This is a genomic window from Microbacterium sorbitolivorans, from assembly GCF_003327285.1.
Classification (GTDB): domain Bacteria; phylum Actinomycetota; class Actinomycetes; order Actinomycetales; family Microbacteriaceae; genus Microbacterium; species Microbacterium sorbitolivorans.
Window position 1 is genome coordinate 51,759 of the sequence record NZ_KZ848474.1, and the last position, 21,296, is coordinate 73,054.

A 21,296-nucleotide genomic window follows, 5' to 3' on the forward strand; every position below is an offset into this window, starting at 1 on the left:
TGACTCCACAATAGTGGCGACCCCCGACAAACGAATGCCGTTACTCGTCCTCGTCCTCCCACGGCCAGCGCGGCTGGCTCGCGTTCGTGCGGCGCAGGGCGATCCCCGCCCACGCGGCGACGAACGCGGATCCGAGAACCACCGGAACGACCCAGCCGACGAGCACCTCGCGCAGCACGGATCCGACGAGCGACAGATCGGCGCTCGACACGAACACCGCGATCGCGAGCGCGATCACGTAGACCCCCGCGGATCCGATCGCCGTCGACACCGCCGACCAGTAGCCGGGCTTCGCCCGCGAGACGGGGCCCGCGAGCAACAGCGCGAAGGCTGCGATCGCGACGCCCGCCGCCGCGTAAGCCGCGATGAGGCTCACCCCAGGCGTCGAGATGATGTCGTCGTCGACGATCGCGCTCGCGATGCCGAGCACCGCCACCAACAGCGCCAGGTACCCGATGCTCGCGAAGCTGACGAGCATCGGCGTCGGAAGTTTCTCGGGCGCGGTCACGGTTCCATTGTGCCGTGAGCCCGCGAGCACGCCGTCCCGTCGGAGGGACGGGACGGCGTGCTCTCGTGCTGTTTCAACCGCGCAGAAAGCCGCCCGTCGGAAGGACGGGCGGCTTTCTGCGCGGGATGGTTTATGCGGAGGCCGCGGGGCCCTCGGCCATGACGCGCTCGTACTCGTCGCGCGCCTCCTTGTTCTGCAGCGTGATCTTCGCGCCGCGGCGCGAGGCCCAGCCGCCGAACCAGATGGTGACCTCGCGGGCGAGGATGAAGGCGATGAGGCCCGGCGCGGCGAAGGCGGTGCCGCGCAGCACCTCGACGGCCTGCGAGCCCGTGATCTGCCAGAAGGGCGCCTCGAAGAGCACGCCGCCCAGGAAGCCCGCGTACGTCAGCAGCGCGACGAAGAGGCCGAGCACGACCCACGACCACCAGCGCGCGCGGTTCACGAACACGCCGAGCAGCCAGAACGCCAGCCAGAACGCGACGACGGTGACCCAGTAGGGGCCGCTCAGCAACACGTCGTTGACGAAGTCCATCGGGTCGAGCGCGGGCGCGATGTTCATCGCGGGCACGAGGCTCACGAAGACCTGCCAGCCGTACAGCGCGGCGCCGTAGAGCGCGGCGAAGACGAGCGCCGCCACGAGGCCGATGAGGCCCGTCGCGCCGCGGTTGCCGCGCTTGCGGGGAAGCTCGGGCGCCTGCACGAAGATCGGGGCCGGTGCCACCGTCTCCTCGACGGCAGTCGGCGGCACGGGAGCGGGCGCGGGCGCCGGGGCCGCCTCCGCGATCGGCGCGGCCGCGGCGGCCGACGCCGCGAAGACCTCGGTCTTCGCGGGCTCGAACCACGGATCCGGCTTCGCGGCCGGCTCCTCCGCCGGGGCCGGCTCGGGCTCGGGCTGCGCCGGCGACACGGGCGCCGCGGCGGCGGTCTCGGCCTCGAGGCGGTCGAGCTCGGCGGCCAGCGCCTCGTAGTCGACCTCGTTCTCGTTGGCGGGGTCGTCGGAAAGGAACGCCGACGGCGCGTTATCGAGCGGCGCGCCCTCGTCGATCACGGGTTCCGCGGGAACCTCCTCGGACGGGGCCGGCGGGACGTCTGCCTGCGGGGCCTCGTTCTCGACGCTGGATGCGCCCGCATCGGGGGCACTGTTCAGCTCTTCGGCGTCTCGTTCGCCGTTATTGCTTGAACCCTGTGTGTCACTCATCGCAGACACTCCTCAACGATCGCGGGGATCTCCCTGTGCGGAAGAATACCCGTCGTACGTGGGAGGATCCGTGCGCCACGCGCGCGGATAATCGGGTTACAGCTGGCCAAGATCGACCGAAACCTTGCCGTCGTCGTCGGCCGTCACGTTCAGGTAGATGTCGCTGTATCCGAACGGCGCGTACACCGAGTCGGAGTCGGGCTCCCAATCGTCTTCCTCGTAGAAGCGCCACGTGTAGTCGACCTTCATGACGCCGCCCGAGACGACGACGCTGCCCGAGGCCTCGTCGTAGTGCACGTCGGGCTTCTCGCTCCACGACCGCACGATGTCGCTGACCGCGTAGTAGCCGGGGTCGCGGTACTCGAGCGTGTTGGGGCAGTTCGCGGGCTCGAACTGGTCGCTCTCCATGCAGAGATCGATCTGCTTCCACACTGCGTCGACCGCCTGCTGCCGCGCCTCGTCGCCCAGGCGCGCGTCGAACGAGACGACGCCCTGCAGCGCCGCCACCGTGGCGTCGTCGCCGTAGCCGTACCACTCGGTCACCCAATCGGCGTCGTAGCGCGAGGGCTCGGCCTTCGTCTCGCCCGGCGCCACCGTGAGCACCTGGTCGTCGCCATAGGTGATGGCTCCCGTCGACTCGGGCGCCGCAAAGGCGTAGGTGCCCGGGAGTGCGAGGGCGCCCGACGCGTACGTCGTCGCGGCGTCGATCAGCGAGCGCGCGTCGCACGACTCGCACGACGCCGACGACAGGTCGACGTCGACGCCGTTGACGGTCGCCACGTTCGCGACGTTCCACAGCACGACGCGCTCGATCGGGGCGCTGTCGAGCACCCACACGCCGTAGCCGTCTTCGACCTCGACCTCGGAGGTGAAGGCGAAGTCGGCCTCGTACTGCTTGCCGCCCATCGTGTAGCTCGTCCACACGCGGCCGGCGTCGCCCTCGGTGTCGGAGTCGGTGATCTCGAAGCTCTCGGGCCGCGCCTCGGCGGCCTGGTAGACGTCGTCGTTGATGAGCACGAGGGATCCCTCGGGCTCGCTCGACAGCATCGCGAGCGCCGCCGTCGCCTCGCCGTCGACGAGGTGCTGCAGGTACTCGGTCGCGATCGCGTCGGCCGTGTACGAGCTCTCGATCTCGTCGACCTGCCACTTCGGGAAGATCAGCCACTCGTGCTCGGAGTACCTCATCGAGATGTTCTGGCGATACTCGAGCCCGTCGACCGTGAGCGTGCCCTCGATGCTCGAACGGTGGCCGTAGGTGTCGGGGGCGTCCATCTCGATCTCGGCGCCGCCCGCGCGGGCGAGCTCGAACGCGCCGCCCGTCGCGGCGATGGCCGGCTCGTCGGCCTCCGACGGATCCCACTGCGCGAGCGCGCCGTCGACGTCGCCGCTCGTGATCTTGTCGTAGTACGCCTCAGCCGCCGTCGCGGGCGAGAACCGGGTGTCGAGTAGCCAGTTATAGGCGAACCAACCGCCCACGCCGAGAACCGCGAGCGCCACGACCGTGACGCCGCCGCCGATCAGCCACCCGCGCCCGCGGCGCCGGCGCGCGCCGGCCGGTTTCGGATCCGCGTGCGTGGTCTTCTTGTCGCGGGCGGGCTGCGGAGCCGGCTGCGGGGGTGCCGCCTGCGGGGCCGGTTGCTGCACGGGTTGCTGCACGGGTGCGAACGCCGGCATCACCTCGGTCGGCGCTGCCGGGGCCGGCGGAATGGGCGGCGCGGGAGGCACCGGAGGTGCCGGCGGGACGGGCGGCGGCGGGACGGACGCCGCGCCGTGCGAGTCGGAATCTTCGGGGCGCTGTGAGTCGCTCATGCTCTCTCCATGTCGGCTGTTGCGACGAGAATACCACCGAGGTCAGACACGAAAACGGCCCCGGGGATCCGGAGATCCTCGGGGCCGTCTTAGTTCACTTCAGGTCAGTTATAAGTACCCGGGGTGAAGTCGTCCGTGGTGAACGCGTCGAAGTCGACGTAGCTGTACTCGCCCTCGGCGAAGGCGCCGTCCGACGCGAAGATGCGGTTGGGGTACCGCTCGCTCTTCGCCTCTTCCGTGGCCTCCACCTCGACGTCGCGGTACTTCGCGAGGCCGGTACCGGCGGGGATGAGCTTACCGATGATGACGTTCTCCTTGAGACCGATCAGCGGGTCGCGCTTGCCCTGGAGGGCCGCCTCGGTGAGGACGCGGGTGGTCTCCTGGAACGAAGCCGCCGAGAGCCACGACTCGGTCGCGAGCGACGCCTTCGTGATACCCATGAGCTCCGGACGGGCCGACGCGGGACGCTTGCCCTCAGCAACAGCGGCGCGGTTGACGTCGCGGTAGTTGCGGGCATCGGTCATCTCACCCGGCAGCAGGTCGGTCTCACCGTGGTCAACAACCGTGACCTTGCGCAGCATCTGGCGCACGATGACCTCGATGTGCTTGTCGTGGATCGGCACACCCTGCGAGCGGTACACGCCCTGCACGCCGTCCACGAGGTACTTCTGCACCTCGCGGGCGCCCTGCACGCGCATGATCTCCTTCGGGTCGAGCGTGCCGACCTGGAGGGGCTGACCGACCTCGATGTGCTGGCCGTCCTCGACGAGAAGCGTCGCGCGCTTCAGCACCGGGTAGACAACCTGCTCGTCGCCGTTGTCGGGCGTAACGATGACCTTCTTGCCCTTCTCGGACTCCTCGATCGTCACACGACCAGTCGCCTCCGAGATCGGCGACGCACCCTTGGGGGTACGCGCCTCGAAGAGCTCCTGCACGCGGGGAAGACCCTGCGTGATGTCGTCTGCCGAAGCGGATCCACCGGTGTGGAAGGTACGCATCGTCAGCTGGGTACCGGGCTCACCGATCGACTGGGCCGCGATGATACCGACGGCCTCACCGATGTCGACGAGCTGACCCGTGGCAAGCGAGCGACCGTAGCAGTGGGCACACACACCCACGGCCGAGTCACACGTCATGACCGAGCGCACCTTGATCGAGGTGACGCCAGCCGCGACGAGCTTGTCGATCAGCGGGTCGCCGATGTCCTGGCCGGCCTCGGCGAGAACGGTGCCGTCCTCCGCCACGACCGAGGTCGCGAGGGTACGAGCGAACACCGAGTTCTCGACGTTGGCGTCCTTGACGAGAACACCGTTCGCGTCGGGAGCCGCAATCGGGTACTCGAGGCCCTTGTTCGTGCCACAGTCTTCCTCGCGGATGATGACATCCTGCGAGACGTCGACCAGACGACGCGTGAGGTAACCCGAGTCGGCGGTACGCAGAGCCGTGTCAGCCAGACCCTTACGGGCACCGTGCGTCGCGATGAAGTACTCGGCGCTGGTGAGGCCGTCGCGGAACGACGAGATGATCGGGCGAGGGATGATCTCACCCTTGGTGTTGTTCACCAGACCACGGATCGCCGCGATGTTACGGATCTGCAGCCAGTTACCACGGGCACCTGACGACACCATGCGGAAGATGGTGTTGTCGGCCGGGAAGGCGTCCTTCATCTCCTGCTGGAGGACGTCGGTCGCCTCGGTCCAGAGGGTCGTCAGCTCCTGACGACGCTCGGCCGCGGTCGTGAGGCCCTTCTCGTACTGGGCGGTGATCTTCGCGGCCTTCTTCTCGTACTCCGCGATGATCTCGGCCTTGCGGGGCGGCGAGACGATGTCGGTCATCGACACGGTGACACCCGAGCGCGTGGCCCAGTAGTAACCGGCGTCCTTGATGTTGTCGAGCGTCTCAGCCGTGATGACCTTGGGGTACTCCTCGGCCAGCTTGTTGACGATCTGCGACAGCTTGCCCTTGTCTGCCTGCTCGCGAACGAACGGGTAGCCCTTCGGCAGCTGACCGTTGAAGATCATCTGACCGAGCGAGGCGTCGACGAGGCCGTGGGTCTCGTAGCCCTCGGGGGCTTCGCCCTCAAGGAACGTGAGGCCCGGCTGGAAGATGCGCGCCTTCGCCTGCAGGTGAAGCGTGCCCTCCTCGAACGCCATCTGGGCTTCCTCGACCGAACCGAACACGCGGCCCTCGCCGGTCTCGCCAGCCTTCACCGTCGTGATGTGGTGCAGACCGATGATCATGTCCTGCGAGGGCAGGGTCACCGGACGGCCATCCGACGGCTTCAGGATGTTGTTCGACGCGAGCATGAGCGTGCGAGCCTCGGCCTGTGCCTCCACCGAAAGGGGAAGGTGCACGGCCATCTGGTCGCCGTCGAAGTCGGCGTTGAACGCGGTGCAAACGAGCGGGTGCAGCTGGATGGCCTTACCCTCAACGAGCTGCGGCTCGAAGGCCTGGATACCCAGGCGGTGCAGCGTAGGTGCACGGTTGAGCAGCACGGGGCGCTCGCGAATGACCTCGTCGAGCACGTCCCAAACCTCGGGGCGCGTACGCTCAACGGCGCGCTTCGCGGCCTTGATGTTCTGCGAGTGACCGAGGTCGATCAGGCGCTTGATGACGAACGGCTTGAAGAGCTCCAGGGCCATCTGCTTGGGCAGACCACACTGGTGCAGCTTCAGCTGCGGGCCGACGACGATGACCGAACGGCCCGAGTAGTCGACGCGCTTACCGAGCAGGTTCTGGCGGAAGCGACCCTGCTTACCCTTCAGCATGTCGCTGAGGGACTTGAGGGCGCGGTTGCCGGTACCCGTGACGGGGCGACCGCGGCGGCCGTTGTCGAACAGGGCGTCGACGGCCTCCTGCAGCATGCGCTTCTCGTTGTTCACGATGATCTCGGGAGCACCGAGGTCGAGCAGGCGACGCAGGCGGTTGTTTCGGTTGATGACGCGGCGGTACAGGTCGTTGAGGTCGGAAGTCGCGAAGCGGCCACCGTCGAGCTGAACCATCGGGCGAAGCTCCGGCGGGATCACCGGAACGACGTCGAGCACCATCGCGGCGGGGCTCATGCCCGTGCCGAGGAAGGAGCTGACGACCTTCAGGCGCTTGATCGCGCGGATCTTGCGCTGGCCCTTGCCCTCGGAGATCTGCAGGCGAAGCGCCTCAGCCTCTGCGGCAAGGTCGAACTCGGCAAGGCGAACCTGCAGCGCCTCGGCGCCCATGCGGGCGTCGAAGTACTGGCCGAAGCGGTCCTGGAGCTCCTGGAAGACGTCGTCTTCCGGCTTCAGCTGACCGACCTCGAGCGTGCGGAATTCCTCCCACATGCGCTCGAGCTTGCCCACCTGCTCGTCCGCGCGCTTGCGGATGAGTGCCATCTCCTTCTCGGCGGCGTCCTTGACCTTCTTCTTCTGGTCGGCCTTGGCGCCCTCGGCCTCGAGAGCCGCGAGCTCCTCCTCCAGCTTCTGGAGGCGGGCAGCAACGCGAGCGTCACGACGGTCGGCGACCGCCTTGATCTCGAGGCGCAGGTTGTTCTCGTGCGTCGGCATGTCGCGGTGACGCGCGTCGGCGTCAACCGAGATCACCATGTAGGCAGCGAAGTAGATGACCTTCTCGAGGTCCTTCGGCGCCATGTCGAGCAGGTAGCCGAGGCGCGAGGGAACACCCTTGAAGTACCAGATGTGCGTGACGGGCGCGGCGAGCTCGAGGTGACCCATGCGCTCGCGACGGACCGAGCTCTTGGTGACCTCGACACCGCAGCGCTCGCAGATGATGCCCTTGAAGCGGACACGCTTGTACTTACCGCAGGCGCACTCCCAGTCGCGGCTGGGGCCGAAGATCTGCTCGCCGAAGAGGCCGTCCTTCTCGGGCTTGAGCGTGCGGTAGTTGATGGTCTCGGGCTTCTTGACCTCACCATACGACCAACGACGGATGTCGTCGGCGGTGGCCAGACCGATGCGAAGCTCATCGAAAGTAGTTGCGTCGAGCAATTGACTCTCCTGTGTGGGAAATCTGTGTATCGGTCAGGCGGATCAAATCTCGTCGATCGAGGCGGACTCGAATCGGCTCGAGATGTTGATGCCCAGCTCCTCCGCGGCGCGGAAGGCCTCGTCGTCGGTGTCGCGGAGGCTGACGACTTCACCGTCAGCACCCAGCACCTCGACGTTCAGGCAGAGCGACTGCATTTCCTTCATGAGCACCTTGAAGGACTCGGGAATGCCGGGCTCGGGGATGTTCTCGCCCTTGACGATCGACTCGTACACCTTGACGCGGCCGAGGATGTCGTCGGACTTCACCGTGAGGAGCTCCTGCAGGGCGTAAGCGGCGCCGTAGGCCTCGAGGGCCCACACCTCCATCTCACCGAAGCGCTGTCCACCGAACTGCGCCTTACCGCCGAGGGGCTGCTGCGTGATCATCGAGTAGGGACCCGTCGAACGCGCGTGGATCTTGTCGTCGACAAGGTGGTGCAGCTTCAGGATGTACATGTAGCCGACCGAGATCGGGTACGGGTACGGCTCACCGGTGCGGCCATCGATCAGGTTGGCCTTACCGTCGGCGTTCACGACCGTCTCGCCCGTCGGGCGGGGCAGCGTCGCACCGAGAAGACCGCGGACCTCGTCCTCTTCCGCACCGTCGAAGACGGGGGTCGCGACGGGGGTGCCGGCGGCGATGTCGCGGTACTCCTCCGGGATGTTGACGGCCCACTCGGGGGTGCCCTCGATCTTCCAACCCTGCTGGGCGATCCAGCCGAGGTGAACCTCGAGAACCTGACCGAAGTTCATGCGGCCCGGGATACCCATCGGGTTGAGGAGCACGTCGAGCGGCGTGCCGTCCTCGAGGAAGGGCATGTCCTCCTCGGGGAGGATACGCGCGATGACACCCTTGTTGCCGTGGCGGCCGGCGAGCTTGTCACCCTCGGTGATCTTGCGCTTCTGGGCGATGTAGACCACGACACGGCGGTTGACGCCCGAGCCGAGCTCGTCGTCGCCCTCTTCTGCGTCGAACTCCTTGACCGCGATGACGGTTCCCTGCTCACCGTGGGGCACCTTCAGCGACGTGTCGCGAACCTCGCGGCTCTTCTCGTTGAAGATCGCGCGGAGCAGGCGCTCCTCGGCCGAGAGCTCGGTCTCGCCCTTCGGGGTGACCTTACCGACGAGGATGTCGCCGGGGCGAACCTCTGCACCGATACGGATGATGCCGCGCTCGTCGAGGTCCTTCAGGAGCTCGGGGCTGACGTTCGGAAGATCACGGGTGATCTCTTCCTTACCCAGCTTGGTGTCGCGGGCGTCGATCTCGTATTCCTCGATGTGGATCGAGGTCAGGGTGTCTTCCTTCACCAGGCGCTGGTTCAGGATGATCGCGTCCTCGAAGTTGTAACCCTCCCACGACATGAAGCCGATGAGCAGGTTCTTTCCGAGGGCGAGCTCGCCGTTGTCGGTCGAGGGACCATCGGCGATGACCTCGCCGACCTCGACGCGGTCACCCATGCGCACGGCAACCTTCTGGTTGTACGTGTTGCCCTGGTTCGAGCGGTCGAACTTACGCAGGAAGAAGTTCTGCGTGCCACCCTCGTCGAGCTGCAGCGTGACGTAGGTCGCGGTGACGTCGATGACGACACCGGCCTTGTCGGCGATGATCGAGTCGCCCGAGTCGATGGCGGCGAACTTCTCCATGCCGGTACCGACGATCGGTGCCTCGGACTCGAGAAGCGGAACAGCCTGACGCTGCATGTTTGCACCCATGAGGGCGCGGTTCGCGTCGTCGTGCTCGAGGAACGGGATCAGGGCCGTACCGACCGACACCATCTGGCGCGGCGAGACGTCCATGTAGTGCACGTCTTCCGACGGCAGAAGGTCGACGTCGTCACCGTGCTCGCGAGCGAGCACGCGCTCCTCCGCGAAGGATCCGTCAGCGTTGAGCTTCGTGGTCGCCGGGGCGACGTTGAAGGCCTGCTCTTCGGCGGCCGACAGGTAGTCGATCTGGTCGCTGACCTTGCCGTCGATGACGCGGCGGTACGGCGTCTCGATGAAGCCGAACGCGTTGATGCGACCGTAGGTTGCGAGACGACCGATCAGACCGATGTTCGGGCCTTCAGGGGTCTCGATGGGGCACATGCGGCCGTAGTGCGACGGGTGAACGTCACGAACCTCAACACCCGCGCGCTCACGCGACAGACCACCCGGGCCGAGCGCCGACAGCGTGCGCTTGTGGGTGATGCCCGCGAGCGGGTTGTTCTGGTCCATGAACTGCGAGAGCTGCGAGGTACCGAAGAACTCCTTGATCGCGGCCACGACGGGGCGCACGTTGATCAGGGTCTGCGGCGTGATCGCTTCGATGTCCTGCGTGGTCATGCGCTCGCGCACGACGCGCTCCATGCGGCTCAGGCCCGTGCGGACCTGGTTCTGGATGAGCTCACCCACGGCACGGATGCGGCGGTTACCGAAGTTGTCGATGTCGTCGACGTCGATGCGCTTGGTGACGACCTCGCCACCCTTGGTGACGCCCTCGAACTCGGTGTCGCCACGGTGCAGGCGCACCATGTACTTGATCGTCTCGACGATGTCTTCGACCGTGAGCACCGAGTCGGTGAGCGGGCGGTCAAGGCCGAGCTTCTGGTTCAGCTTGAAGCGGCCGACCTTCGCGAGGTCGTAGCGCTTGGCGTTGAAGTAGAAGTTGTCGAGCAGCGAGCGCGCGGCCTCGGCCGCAACCTGCTCGCCCGGACGGATCTTGCGGTAGATGTCGCGAAGAGCGTCTTCCTGCGTCAGGACGGTGTCCTTCGCGAGGGTCTCCTCGATCGACGCGATGCCCGCGAACTCCTCGAGGATCTGCTCGCTCGAGAGGCCGAGCGCCTTGAGGAAGACGGTCACCGACTGCTTGCGCTTGCGGTCGATGCGCACGCCGACCTGGTCGCGCTTGTCGATCTCGAACTCGAGCCAGGCACCGCGCGACGGGATGACGCGCGCCGAGACGACGTCCTTGTCACTGGTCTTGTCGGGCGTCTTGTCGAAGTAGACACCCGGCGAGCGCACGAGCTGCGAGACGACGACACGCTCGGTGCCGTTGATGATGAAGGTTCCCTCGCGGGTCTGCAGGGGGAAGTCGCCCATGAAGACCGTCTGAGTCTTGATCTCACCGGTCTGGTGGTTCATGAACTCGGCCTCGACGTACAGCGGAGCCGCGTAGGTCTTACCGCGGTCCTTGCAGTCGGCGATCGTGTACTTCTCGGGCTCGAGGTACGGGTTCGCGAACGACAGCTGCATCGTCTCGGCGAGGTCGGTGATCGGCGAGATCTCCTCGAAGATCTCCTCCAGACCGCTGCGCTCGGAGACGTCGTTGCGTCCGGAAGCCTTCAGCTCAGCGACCTGAGCCTTCCAGTCGTCGTTGCCGACGAGCCAGTCGAAGGAGTCCTTCTGCAGTGCGAGAAGGTCGGGGACCGTCAGCGCGTCGTGGACTTTGGCGAACGACAGACGCTGGGCGTCACGTCCGTTCTTGGTGGTGGGAGTGGATGCGTTGCGCGAAGCAGCCAAGGGAATTGACCTCCGGGATCCCAGGTGGGATCGTGTAGATTCCTTGCCGACAGGGTTGTAGCGCCCGATCCGCGCCGCTATTTGCGGGGATCAAAATCTTCTGCCGACCACCATATGAAGGCATAGAAGACACACTGAGCGCGTCTATTGACAGTACCCGACCAGACACGCGATGTCTACCCTCGTAGTTGACTCACATATTCTTCTCGGGTATAAACGCGCATCCCATACGCTGGAGACATGAACCTCTGGCCCTGGCACCTGTCGAGCACGAAATCGTGGCCCGCATCCGGCACCACGCTGAAGAGCGGACTCACCCAGCTGATCGACGCCGCCGCGGCGCGCGGCGTGACCGTCCGCCAGAACGGCGCCCCCGGGATCCGCGTGAGCTCGTCGGCGTTCACGGGCCGCGCGCACGTCGAATCGGTGCGCGCCGATTTCACCGGATCCGAGATCGCTTTCGACGCCTTCGTCGCGGCCCGGAACGACGAGGGCCCGTTCCCGAGCCCCGATGACGACGAGATCGTCGCCCACACGAACGGCCTGATCGACGAGATCCGGCTGCGCGCGGATCCGCTGACCGTCAACGGCGCCGAGGTGCGCGCCGAGCTGACCGCCCTCAGCCTGCCCGTCGACTGGATCGTCGTGCGCCACGAGGGCGAGCTCTACGGCACCGTGCGCGCCCGCCGCGACGCCGCGAGCCGCGCCGCCGGAAACTTCCGCCTCTCGATCGCGCAGGACGACCTCGCCGCGATCGCAGCCGACTCCGTGCGCGCGGCGCTCAAGAGCGGATCCCGTTGGACCGCGTCGCTCAAGGACCTCAAGATCCGCGTCACCCCGAACGGCGACGGCCGCGTCGTCGCGACCCTCGGCGTGAAGGGCAAGATTTTCTTCGTGCCGCTCTCGGGCCGCCTCGGCATCGACGCGTCGGTCTCGTCCGACGGCGTCGTCACGATCCACCGCGCGACCGCCGCGAGCCGCAGCATGCTGTCGAAGCTGATCCTGCTGCCGCTGCGCGCGCAGCTTCGCCAGCTCGCCGGCCAGACGCACCGCATCGAGGGCGACGCCCTCGGCGTGACCGGCTTCACGGTCGACGCGAGCGACGGCCGCCTGACCGTCACCGGATCCCTCACGGGCCGCTGATGGGACGCCAGCGCCAGAAGGACGCCGACTTTCCAACCGCCCGGCTCGGCGGCGGATCCATCGCCGAAATCCGACCGGCCGAGTTCGGATCCGGATACGAGGTGATCGTCGACGGAACCCCGCAATCGCACGTCGACACCGCGGATCCGACCCACCTCGCCTTCGAATACGTCGCCCGCATGGGCGCCGTCATCGACCAGTTGCCCGACGGGCCGATCTCGGCCGTGCACCTCGGCGCCGGCGGGCTCACGATCCCGCGCTACATCGCGCACACGCGCCCCGGCTCCCGCCAGCAGGTCGTCGAGCTCGAGCAGCCGCTCGTCGAGCTCGTCCGCGAAAACCTGCCGCTCCCGCGCGACGCGCAGATCCGGATCCGCATCGGCGACGCGCGCGAGGGCCTCACGCGCATGCCGCCGGCGCTGCGCGGATCCGCCGACCTGCTCGTCAGCGACGTCTACTCGGGCGCGCAGACGCCCGCGCACCTCACGAGCGTCGAGTACTACCGCGAGGCGGCCGCGATGCTGTCGCCGACGGGCATCCTGCTCGTGAACGTCGCCGACGGATCCGGGTTGCAGTTCGCACGCCGGCAGGCGGCGACCGTGAAGCACGTGCTGCCGCACCTCGCGATCCTCGCCGAGGTGCAGGTGCTCAAGGGGCGGCGCTTCGGCAACCTCGTGTTCGCGGCCTCCACCACTCCCCTGCCGACCGAGTGGCTGCCGCGGCTCATGGCCGCGGGGCCCCATCCCGCGAAGGTCGCCGAGGGGCGCGAGGTGGATCAGTTCATCGGGGGCGCGCTGCCCTCGTACGACGCCGATTCGACCGCCTCGCCGAAGCCCTCGTTGTCTCTTTTCGAACGCTGATCCGCGTGCCTCAGGCACCGGCTAGGTGGGAGCAGGCAGGATAGATGTCTGCACGATGACGAAAGGGGTTCGGCGTGGGCTTCATCCAGGGATACGACAAGGAGACCCTGCAGGAGATCGTCGACCGCTCGGCCGTCTATGACCGGCTTGTCGAGATCACCGGTCAGCGCAGCTTCCCGTCGCAGCTCGAGCAGGTGTGGCTGTACAAGGTGCTCGGCGAGCTCGACGACGCACTGCAGATCGCCGCACACGCCGTGCGCCTCGCGCGCATGTCGGGCACCCGCAAGGACCTGCTACACGCCCGCGTCATGCACGCCTCCGTCAACCACCTGCGCGGCGCGTACTCGCGCGCCGAGGCCGAGCTGACGACCTGCATCGAGGAGGCCGAGGGGCAGAAGTGGGGCCGCATCGGTGCCCTCGCCTACTCGCACCGCGGCAAGGTTCGCTACGACGCCGGCGACTACGAGGGCGCCCGCAGCGACTTCAAGCGCGAGCTCTTCCTGCGCCAGGAAATGGGCGCCGACGACGAGACGCTCGAGCAGACCCTGACCTTCATCGAGGCCGCCGAGTCGAAGCGCGGCGCGACCACCACGGGGCTCTTCGCGTAATTCGTTTGTCGGTGGTTCTTTCTACGCTGTCGACATGGCTGATCTTCAGAAGGTAACGGTGTGGGCGAACGCCCTCATCCGCATGCACCTCGATCCGTCGTGGACCTTCGCGTTCGACAACGCCAAGAAGCGCGCCGGGGCGTGCCACTTCACCGCGCGCCGCATCACGGTGTCGCGCTACCTCGCCGCGCGCTTCGCGGATGACGACATCCACCAGACCCTGCTGCACGAGGTCGCCCACGCCATCGCCGGCCCCACCGCGGGCCACGGCCCCGCCTGGAAGTCGATCGCCCGCGACCTCGGCTACGTCGGCGGCACCACCCACGCCCTCGAGACCGCGACCGAGCTCGCGCCCTGGGTCGGCATCTGCCCCAACGGACACATCGCCTACCGACACCGCCGCCCGTCGCGGCCCTCATCGTGCGCGAAGTGCTCGCGCACCTTCAACCCCGCGCTCATGATCCGCTGGAGCCGTCGCGAGATCACGCCGGCCGCGCGCCGCGCGGCGGCTACGCCTCGGTAGGGGTGTTCCGGTCGCTCAAGCTGCGCTTCGCGGTGGCTGAGACGGGGTGATTGCGCGAGCATCGCGGTGTTTGTTCCGGTCGCTCAAACCGCTGGTTTCGGGGTGGGTGAGGGACCGATTGCGCGACTGGAACATCGCGGCACGGGTTCCGGTCGCTCAAACCGCTGCTCCCGTGGCCAGTGAGCGACAGATTGCGCGACCTGAACACCACGGCCCTCATTTCGGTCGCTCAAACGGTTCTTGCCGGATCCCGGAGCAGCAGATTGCGCGACCGGAGCCTGCTGCGGTGCTCCGCCGGGGCGGTGAGTAGCAGTTTTCCAAACGGGAACGCGCGCGGCGCCCCTGGCGTTCGGAAATTTGCTCTTCGAAGGCCTGGGAACAGCAGATTCCCAAACCTGAGCGATGCCGCCGCCCGTTCCAGTCGCTCAATCGGCCCTTCCCCGAGCACCTGAGCAACAGATTGCGCGACCGGAACCGCGGGGGTGCTCCTCTCCGGCCTTGAGCAGCAGATTCCCAAACCTGAATGGCCGTGAGAACGAGAAACGGCGGTTCCCGAGGAGGGAACCGCCGTCTACCAAGCCAAGATCAGTCCTCGTCGGCGATGACAACGCGAATCGGATCCGGATCCGCGTCGAGCGCCGCAGCTTCCTTGATCTCGTCGCGGCGGCCGTCCGCGGCGAGCGCGAGGCCGGAGGCGCTCGCGGAGATCAGGTGCTTGAGCGCGCGCTTGAGCGGGCGGAATCCCTCGGTCGCGACGGCCACGTCGGGGGCGGAGTGGTCGAGGCCGCGGGCCGAGATACCGTCGGCGATGGCGCCGGCGGCAAGGTAATCCTCGACGGCGAAGTATCCGTCATCGCCCGCGAGCACGAGGTTGATCGCGGTGCGTCCGCCGCGGGCAATCTGCTCGTCGTATACCGCCTGCGCCGTCGCCGACGCGTTACGCAGATTGCCGATGAAGACCGTCGGCTTCTTCGGGAGTGCTGCGGCGCTGGCAGCGAGCTTCTCCGGGGATCCGAGCACGTCAATAACGACCACGATGCCCGACGACGCGAGCTGCGTGAGCGCCTTCTCACCCCATCCGAGGCGGACCTGATACGTGGACTGCGAGCGAGAATCGGTCATGGATCCAGGCTACGACTCACGTCTCCCCCGTGCACATCTCCCGTCATACGGCGTCTTGGTGGCGCGCGGGGCGCCACGAATGTCGGAAGAATCACGAGAATCGGGGACATCCCGCGGAAGGCTCCGATCCTCGTGATTTCTCCGAGGCTCGTGCGCGCGGCGCCGGATCCGGGAGCACGGGAGTCGGAAGAGTCACGAAAATCGGACGAATCCCGCGGAAGGCTCCGATCCTCGTGATTTCCCCGAGACTCGTGCGCGCGGCGCCGGGTCCGGGAGCGGCTCGGCCGGCGCCGAAGGAGGGCACGGATCCGAGACCTACCCGGCAGCGCGGCCGAGGCACGGCACCAGAGTCGGAAGAATCACGAGAATCGGAGGAATTGAGGCAGAGAGTCCGAGAACCGTGATTTCCCCGAGGTTCGTGGCGCGCGGCGCCGGATCCGGCAGCCACCAAACTCGGAGGAATCACGAGAGTCGGAAGGAACCCGCCAGAGAGGCCGAGAACCGTGATTTCTCCGAGATCCGCGGCGCCCCGGCGCCGGAACTTACGAGAATCATGACAACTCCGGCATCCGGGGCGGGGCGGGCTTAGCCTGGTCGAGTGGACCAGCTGCATGACACCGAATGGCGCGGATTCGCGTCGGACAACTATGCCGGAACTCACCCCGAGGTGCTCGCCGCGCTCGCGGTCGCGAACGGCGGGCACGCGCCGGCGTACGGCGAGGATCCGTATACCGCCGCGCTGCGCGAGAAATTCCGCGGGATGCTCGGATCCGAGACCCTGGTTTTCCCGGTTTTCAACGGGACCGGAGCGAATGTGGTGGGGATCCAGAGCCTGCTGACGCGCTGGGGCGGCGTCATCGCTCCCGCGATCGCGCACGTGAATACCGACGAGGGCGGGGCTCCGGAGAAGGTCGGCGGGTTCAAGATCATCCCGGTCGCGACGCCCGATGCGAAGCTGACGCCGGAGCTGATCCGTGCGCACGCGGTATCCCGCGGCGTGCACACGATCGTGCCGCAGGTGGTGTCGATCACGCAGTCGACCGAGCTCGGGACCGTCTACTCCCCCGATGAAATCCGCGCGATCACCGACACCGCGCACGAGCTGGGGCTCGCGGTTCACGTCGACGGCGCGCGCATCGCGAACGCGATTGCGGCACTCCGGATCCCATTGAAAGATGCCCTGCCCGGCGTCGACGTGCTGAGTTTTGGCGGCACGAAGATCGGCGCGATGGGGGCCGAGGCGGTGGTGGTGCTGGATCCGTCGCGGGTCACCGGCATCGAGTTTCTGCAGAAGAACACGATGCAGCTCGCGAGCAAGATGCGGTTCGTGTCGGCGCAGCTGCTGGCGCTGCTCGAGGACGAGCTGTGGATCCGCGCCGCCGCGCAGGCAAACGCCATGGCCGCGCGGCTGCGGAAGGGCGTCGCGGAGGTTCCCGGAGTGAGCTTCACGCAGGCGACCGAGGCGAACGGCGTGTTCGCGATCCTGCCCAACGGCGTCGCCGACAAGGTTCGCGAGCACGTCATGTTCTACGACTGGAACTCCGCGACCGGCGAGGTGCGCTGGCTCACGTCGTGGGACACGACGACTGCCGACGTCGACCGCTTCGTTGGACTCGTATCGCGATACGCGCGAACGGCGTAGGGGGTTGGGTCGCCACATTTTGTCGCTCGGGGCGGCGTTTTGTGGCGACCCTCACGTCAGCGGATCCGCGCCGGCGATGCGCTGCCGCGCCGTGGGTCGCAGTGCGTCGTTGGGTCGCCACGCGTAGTGGGGCGCCACGCGTAGTGGGGCGCCACGCGTAGTGGGGCGCCACATACTGTCGCCCGGAGGCGGCGTTTTGTGGCGACCCAAACCCGCTACGGGATGTCGTAGCGGCGCGGGGTTCCGAAGCGGTGGGCGGTGATCGACACGGCCTGTTCGCGCAGGAACGGCAGCGCCTCGATCCGGCCCGCGCGCGTCACCTCGCCCGCCCACACCGCGATCCGCGGGGATCCGTTGCTCGCGCGCGCGATCGGATCCGCGGATCCGCCAATCACGCGGATCCGCGCCTCCGCGAGCCCCGCGACGCGCGTGCTCCAGCGGGCGGCGTCCTCGATGCGGAGCGTGATGCCGGAGTCGATGAGGAGCTCCCGCAGCGGCGCGCTCGGCAGCGCGACCGCCGACACCTCGATCGGCGCGCCCACGCGGATCGCCGCCGCCACGACTCGCAGGAGTTCCGCCTCGCGGCCGCCCTCGAAGCGCACGATCGCGGGCGTCGGGACGTAGCGCAGCGCGTTCTGTTCGACGCTCATCCCCTGCACGTCGCGCGCCCGGCCGAACTCGCCGGTGTACGCCGCCTCGTCGCTCGCGAGCGCCTGCGCGATCCAGTCGCGGTCGGCGGGATCCGCGATGCGGAGGATCCGGCGGGCCGTCGCGGCGAAGTTAGACGCGGGCACCGGATCCGCGCCAGCCGGATCCGCGTCGTGCCACGATCCCAGAGCGAATAGGTAGCTCGGGCCGCCGGCCTTCGTGCCTGGGCCGACGGACGATTTCTTCCAGCCGCCGAAGGGTTGGCGGGCGACGATTGCGCCGGTGATTCCGCGGTTGACGTAGGCGTTTCCGGCCTCGATGCGGGCGAGCCAGCGGTCGATTTCGCGCTCGTCGAGGGAGTGCAAACCGCTCGTAAGCCCGTAGTCGACGGCGTTCACGATGTCGATCGCGGCGTCGAGCGTCGGCGCCGTCATGATGCCGAGAACCGGGCCGAAATACTCGGTGGTGTGGAACTCGGATCCGGGGAGGACGCCCTCGCGGATGCCCGGCGTCCAGGTCGCGTCGCCGATCTGGCGGGGCTCGAGGATCCAGCTCTGGCCCGGTTCGAGCGTCGTCAGCGCGCGGAGCAGCTTGCCCTCCGCGGGCGCGATGAGCGGGCCGATCCGCGCGGACTCGTCCCACGGATCCGCCACCCGATACGCCCCGACCGCGTCGAGCAGCTGGCGGCGGAAGCGCTCGCTGTCGGCGACGGATCCGACGAGCACCACGAGCGATGCCGCCGAGCACTTCTGCCCGGCGTGACCGAACGCGGAGTACGCGACGTCGTGCGCGGCGAGGTCGAGGTCGGCGCTCGGGGTCACGATGATCGCGTTTTTGCCGCTCGTTTCGGCGAGCAGGGGGAGGTCGGGGCGGATCCGGCGGAAGCGCTCGGCGGTCTCGTACGCTCCGGTGAGGATGACGCGCTCGATGCGCGGATCTGCGATGAGGCGCGAGCCGAGGTCGCGGGGGCGTGTCCCAGTTTGTGCGGGAATAGCCTCGTCATTCCCGCCAGAAGTGGGACATGCCTCAGAGCGTGTCCCAGTTTCGGCCGGAATAGCGTCGTCATTCCCGCCAGAAGTGGGACATGCCTCGGGGCGTGTCCCAGTTTGTGCCGGAATAGCCCCCTCATCCCCGCCGAAACTGGGACATGCCCCAGAGCGTGTCCCAGTTTGTGCCGGAATAGCCCCCTCGTCGCCACCCGAAGTGGCCGCCAGGCTCACCAGGCGCAGCGCGTCGCGCGGGACGCCCGCCGCCCACAGCGCCTCGGCGATGACGGCTCCCGTGCGCGCGGCCTGGCGCGCCGGCTTGAACACGACGGCGGATCCCGCGGCCAGCGCCGCGAGCACCCCTCCCGCCGGAATCGCGGCCGGGAAGTTCCACGGCGGGATGACCGCCGTCACGCCCACCGGCCCGAACCGCGCGCCGTCGATCGCCTCGAGCTTCTCGGCCCCGTCCGCGTAGAAGCGGGCGAAGTCGACGGCCTCGCTGACCTCCGGATCCGACTGCTCGACGACCTTCCCGCACTCCGATCCCATGACCTCGATCAGCTCCGCGCGGCGCCGCTCGAGCTCGTCGCCGGCGGCGCGCAGGATCCGCGCACGCTCCGCCGCGGGACGGGTTCCCCAATCCGACGCCGCCGCCTCCGCGATCGCCGCGTCAAGCTCGTCCTCGGTGCGGATCGCGGCGGCCTCCGTCGTCGCGGATCCGGCGGTCGAGTTCCGCATCCGGGCCCGGATCCCCGCCGCCCATTCCCGGTTCGCCGCGAGCGACGGATCCGTATCGGGCGCGTTGCGGAAGGGCGCGGGTCCCGGATCCGCGACCGGACGCGGCCGGTCGGCCGGCGCCGTCACCGGGTCCGCGACCGCTGCGCGCACCGGATCCGCCGCGTCCGCACCCGCCTCCGCAATCGCCGGATCCACATCGCCCGCAGGATCGGCGCCCGACGCAGATCCCGGATCCGTGCCCGCGTCCGCACGCGGCCGGTCGGCCGGCGCCGTCGCCAAATCCGCGACCGCTGCGCGCACCGGATCCGCCAGCGTCGTCGCCGGTTCCGTGCCCGCGTCCGCGCGCGGCCGGTCGTCCGCCGCGGGTCCCGGATCCGCGGACCCCGCACCCACCGGATCCGCGGCGCGGTTCATCGTGCGGGTCGGGGTCGGGACGTCGCTCGGGATGAGCGCGATCGACGCGAGGAAGCGGTCGCGCTCACGGTCGAAGAGGCGCGCGTCGTCGAGGTCGAAGGCGGCCGACATGAAGTTTTCGGCGCTGGCGCCCTCCTCGAGCCGGCGCACGAGGTAGGCGATCGCGACGTCGAACTCGTCGGGGTGCACGACGGGGGTGTAGAGGCGGAGGCCTCCGACGTCACGGGCGACGACCGCCGCCTGCTGCGCCGCCATGCCGAGCAGCATCTCGAACTCGACTCCGTCGTCGACGCCGCGCCTCTCGCAGAGGAGCTTCGCGAGGGCGACGTCGAAGAGGTTGTGCCCGGCGACACCGACGTGCACGCAGCGGGTGCGTTCCGGGGTGAGGGCGTAATCGAGGATTTTCTTGTAATTCGCGTCGGTGTGGGCCTTGTCGTGCCAGGTGGCGAGGGGCCATCCGTGGATCTCGGCGTCGACGCGCTCCATCGGCAGGTTAGCGCCCTTCACGACCCGCACCTTCACGGGGGTTCCGGCGCGGGAGGCGGCCCAATCCTGGATCCGCATCATCGCGGCGAGGCTGTCGGGCAGGTACGCCTGCAGGACGATTCCGGCGCGAACTCCCGCGAATTCCGGCAGATCGAGCAGCGTCTGAAAGACGTCGAGGGTGAGGTCGAGGTCGCGGTATTCCTCCATGTCGAGGTTCACGAACGTGTCGTGATCGCGGGCTGCGCGATACACCGGAGTCAGCGCCTCGACCGCGTCGGCGACCGCCCGATCGTGCGCCCACGGGCTGTGCGGGGCGACGGTCGACGACACCTTGATCGACACGTAATCGACGTCGTCGCGCTCGATGAGCCGCAGGGTGCCGGCGACCCGGCGCTCCGCCTCCGCGGATCCGAGAACCGCCTCGCCCAGCAGGTTGACGTTGAGCCGCGCACCCCCTTCGCGGATCCGCGCCAGCGCCGGACCGAGCCGCGCGTCGGTCGCGTCGACGACGAGATGGCGCACCATCTCGCGCAGCACGCGCCGCGCGACGGGGACGACGAGACCCGGCGCGGCCGGGGCGACGGATCCGCCGAGCCGCACCAGCCCGCGCAGCTGCGGCGAGAGGAATGCCGGCGGGCGCCGCGACAGCTCGCGGAACGCGCGCGCCGCGACCCGCGGATCCTCGGGCCGCACCACCTGATCCACGAATCCAGTGGCGAAATCGAGGCCCCGCGGATCCTGCAGCAGCCCCGCGAGGTCGCGCGCCGCCTTATCGACGGGCTCGTAGCGGGCCTGATCCAACCATTTCTGTACCTGCGCGATCGCCTCGTGAGCGAGCGGCAGGTCAATACCCTGCGTGTTGTTCACGCGTCCATCGTGCCGTGTCGGGGCGGTGCGGGGGAAGGGGGCGGGGCTGAGTTGTGGTGGGGTTCCGGCCATAAGTGGGACACGGGTCGGGGCATGTCCCAGTTGAGGCGGGAAAGGCCGGGCTATTCCCGCACAAAGTGGGACACGGGATGAGGCGTGTCCCACTTTTGGCCGGAAAGGCAGGGCTATTCCCGCACAAAGTGGGACACGGGATGAGGCGTGTCCCA

General features: G+C 68.2%; 12 protein-coding genes. 5 read left to right on the forward strand and 7 right to left on the reverse strand.

Translation table 11 applies throughout. The features are described 5' to 3' along the window. Positions 1-40: 40 nt before the first annotated feature. From DTO57_RS06015 to rpoB, 5 genes are all read right to left on the reverse strand, one after another. A complete protein-coding gene (locus DTO57_RS06015) occupies positions 41-508 on the reverse strand; it encodes a hypothetical protein (protein ID WP_114117338.1) in 468 nt (155 codons plus the stop codon). Between the two features lie 130 nt (positions 509-638). Then, on the reverse strand, positions 639-1,706 hold the full coding sequence (locus DTO57_RS06020) for a hypothetical protein (RefSeq protein ID WP_114117339.1): 1,068 nt from the start codon (positions 1,704-1,706) through the stop codon (positions 639-641). A 96-nt stretch (positions 1,707-1,802) separates the two neighbouring features. Beyond that, positions 1,803-3,515 (reverse strand): hypothetical protein, encoded by a 1,713-nt coding sequence (locus DTO57_RS14480; RefSeq protein WP_187346601.1) that lies wholly within the window; start codon positions 3,513-3,515, stop codon positions 1,803-1,805. A 104-nt stretch (positions 3,516-3,619) separates the two neighbouring features. Next, the gene (gene rpoC, locus DTO57_RS06030; RefSeq protein WP_114117340.1) at positions 3,620-7,495 is read right to left on the reverse strand and encodes a DNA-directed RNA polymerase subunit beta'; all 3,876 of its coding nucleotides are present in this window, start codon (positions 7,493-7,495) and stop codon (positions 3,620-3,622) included. A 42-nt stretch (positions 7,496-7,537) separates the two neighbouring features. Beyond that, complete coding sequence (rpoB, locus tag DTO57_RS06035) at positions 7,538-11,032, reverse strand: DNA-directed RNA polymerase subunit beta (protein WP_114117341.1); 3,495 nt, start codon at positions 11,030-11,032, stop codon at positions 7,538-7,540. Between the two features lie 240 nt (positions 11,033-11,272). Between rpoB and DTO57_RS06040 the strand changes: the two genes are divergently transcribed. The 4 genes from DTO57_RS06040 (at position 11,273) to DTO57_RS06055 (ending at position 14,166) form a co-directional block, all read left to right on the forward strand. Continuing rightward, positions 11,273-12,175, forward strand: a complete 903-nt coding sequence (locus tag DTO57_RS06040) for a hypothetical protein (protein ID WP_114117342.1) — start codon at positions 11,273-11,275, stop codon at positions 12,173-12,175. Then, a complete protein-coding gene (locus tag DTO57_RS06045; RefSeq protein WP_114117343.1) occupies positions 12,175-13,035 on the forward strand; it encodes a spermidine synthase in 861 nt (286 codons plus the stop codon). The genes DTO57_RS06040 and DTO57_RS06045 overlap by 1 nt, the downstream gene beginning before the upstream one ends. Positions 13,036-13,109: 74 nt before the next feature. Continuing rightward, entirely contained in the window at positions 13,110-13,643 is a 534-nt protein-coding gene (locus DTO57_RS06050; protein ID WP_114117344.1) for a hypothetical protein, read from the forward strand. A 34-nt stretch (positions 13,644-13,677) separates the two neighbouring features. Continuing rightward, a complete protein-coding gene (locus DTO57_RS06055) occupies positions 13,678-14,166 on the forward strand; it encodes a SprT-like domain-containing protein (protein ID WP_114117345.1) in 489 nt (162 codons plus the stop codon). A 585-nt stretch (positions 14,167-14,751) separates the two neighbouring features. Here DTO57_RS06055 and DTO57_RS06060 read toward each other — a convergent pair. Then, the gene (locus tag DTO57_RS06060; RefSeq protein WP_114117346.1) at positions 14,752-15,288 is read right to left on the reverse strand and encodes a 2-phosphosulfolactate phosphatase; all 537 of its coding nucleotides are present in this window, start codon (positions 15,286-15,288) and stop codon (positions 14,752-14,754) included. 598 nt (positions 15,289-15,886) lie between these two features. Between DTO57_RS06060 and DTO57_RS06065 the strand changes: the two genes are divergently transcribed. Next, complete coding sequence (locus DTO57_RS06065; RefSeq protein ID WP_114117347.1) at positions 15,887-16,930, forward strand: threonine aldolase family protein; 1,044 nt, start codon at positions 15,887-15,889, stop codon at positions 16,928-16,930. Between the two features lie 215 nt (positions 16,931-17,145). On the opposite strand, the gene DTO57_RS14670 is transcribed toward DTO57_RS06065, so the two are convergent. Further along, on the reverse strand, positions 17,146-21,141 hold the full coding sequence (locus tag DTO57_RS14670) for a proline dehydrogenase family protein (RefSeq protein ID WP_425325783.1): 3,996 nt from the start codon (positions 21,139-21,141) through the stop codon (positions 17,146-17,148). Between the last annotated feature and the right edge of the window lie 155 nt (positions 21,142-21,296).

Bases quoted from the DNA above. Each gene is read 5' to 3' on its own strand.
- DTO57_RS06020 (WP_114117339.1), bottom strand. From the start codon at position 1,706: ATGAGTGACACACAGGGTTCAAGCAATAACGGCGAACGAGACGCCGAA.
- DTO57_RS14480 (WP_187346601.1), bottom strand. From the start codon at position 3,515: ATGAGCGACTCACAGCGCCCCGAAGATTCCGACTCGCACGGCGCGGCG.
- DTO57_RS06040 (WP_114117342.1), top strand. From the start codon at position 11,273: ATGAACCTCTGGCCCTGGCACCTGTCGAGCACGAAATCGTGGCCCGCA.
- DTO57_RS06045 (WP_114117343.1), top strand. From the start codon at position 12,175: ATGGGACGCCAGCGCCAGAAGGACGCCGACTTTCCAACCGCCCGGCTC.
- DTO57_RS06055 (WP_114117345.1), top strand. From the start codon at position 13,678: ATGGCTGATCTTCAGAAGGTAACGGTGTGGGCGAACGCCCTCATCCGC.
- DTO57_RS06060 (WP_114117346.1), bottom strand. From the start codon at position 15,288: ATGACCGATTCTCGCTCGCAGTCCACGTATCAGGTCCGCCTCGGATGG.
- DTO57_RS14670 (WP_425325783.1), bottom strand. From the start codon at position 21,141: ATGGCCGGAACCCCACCACAACTCAGCCCCGCCCCCTTCCCCCGCACC.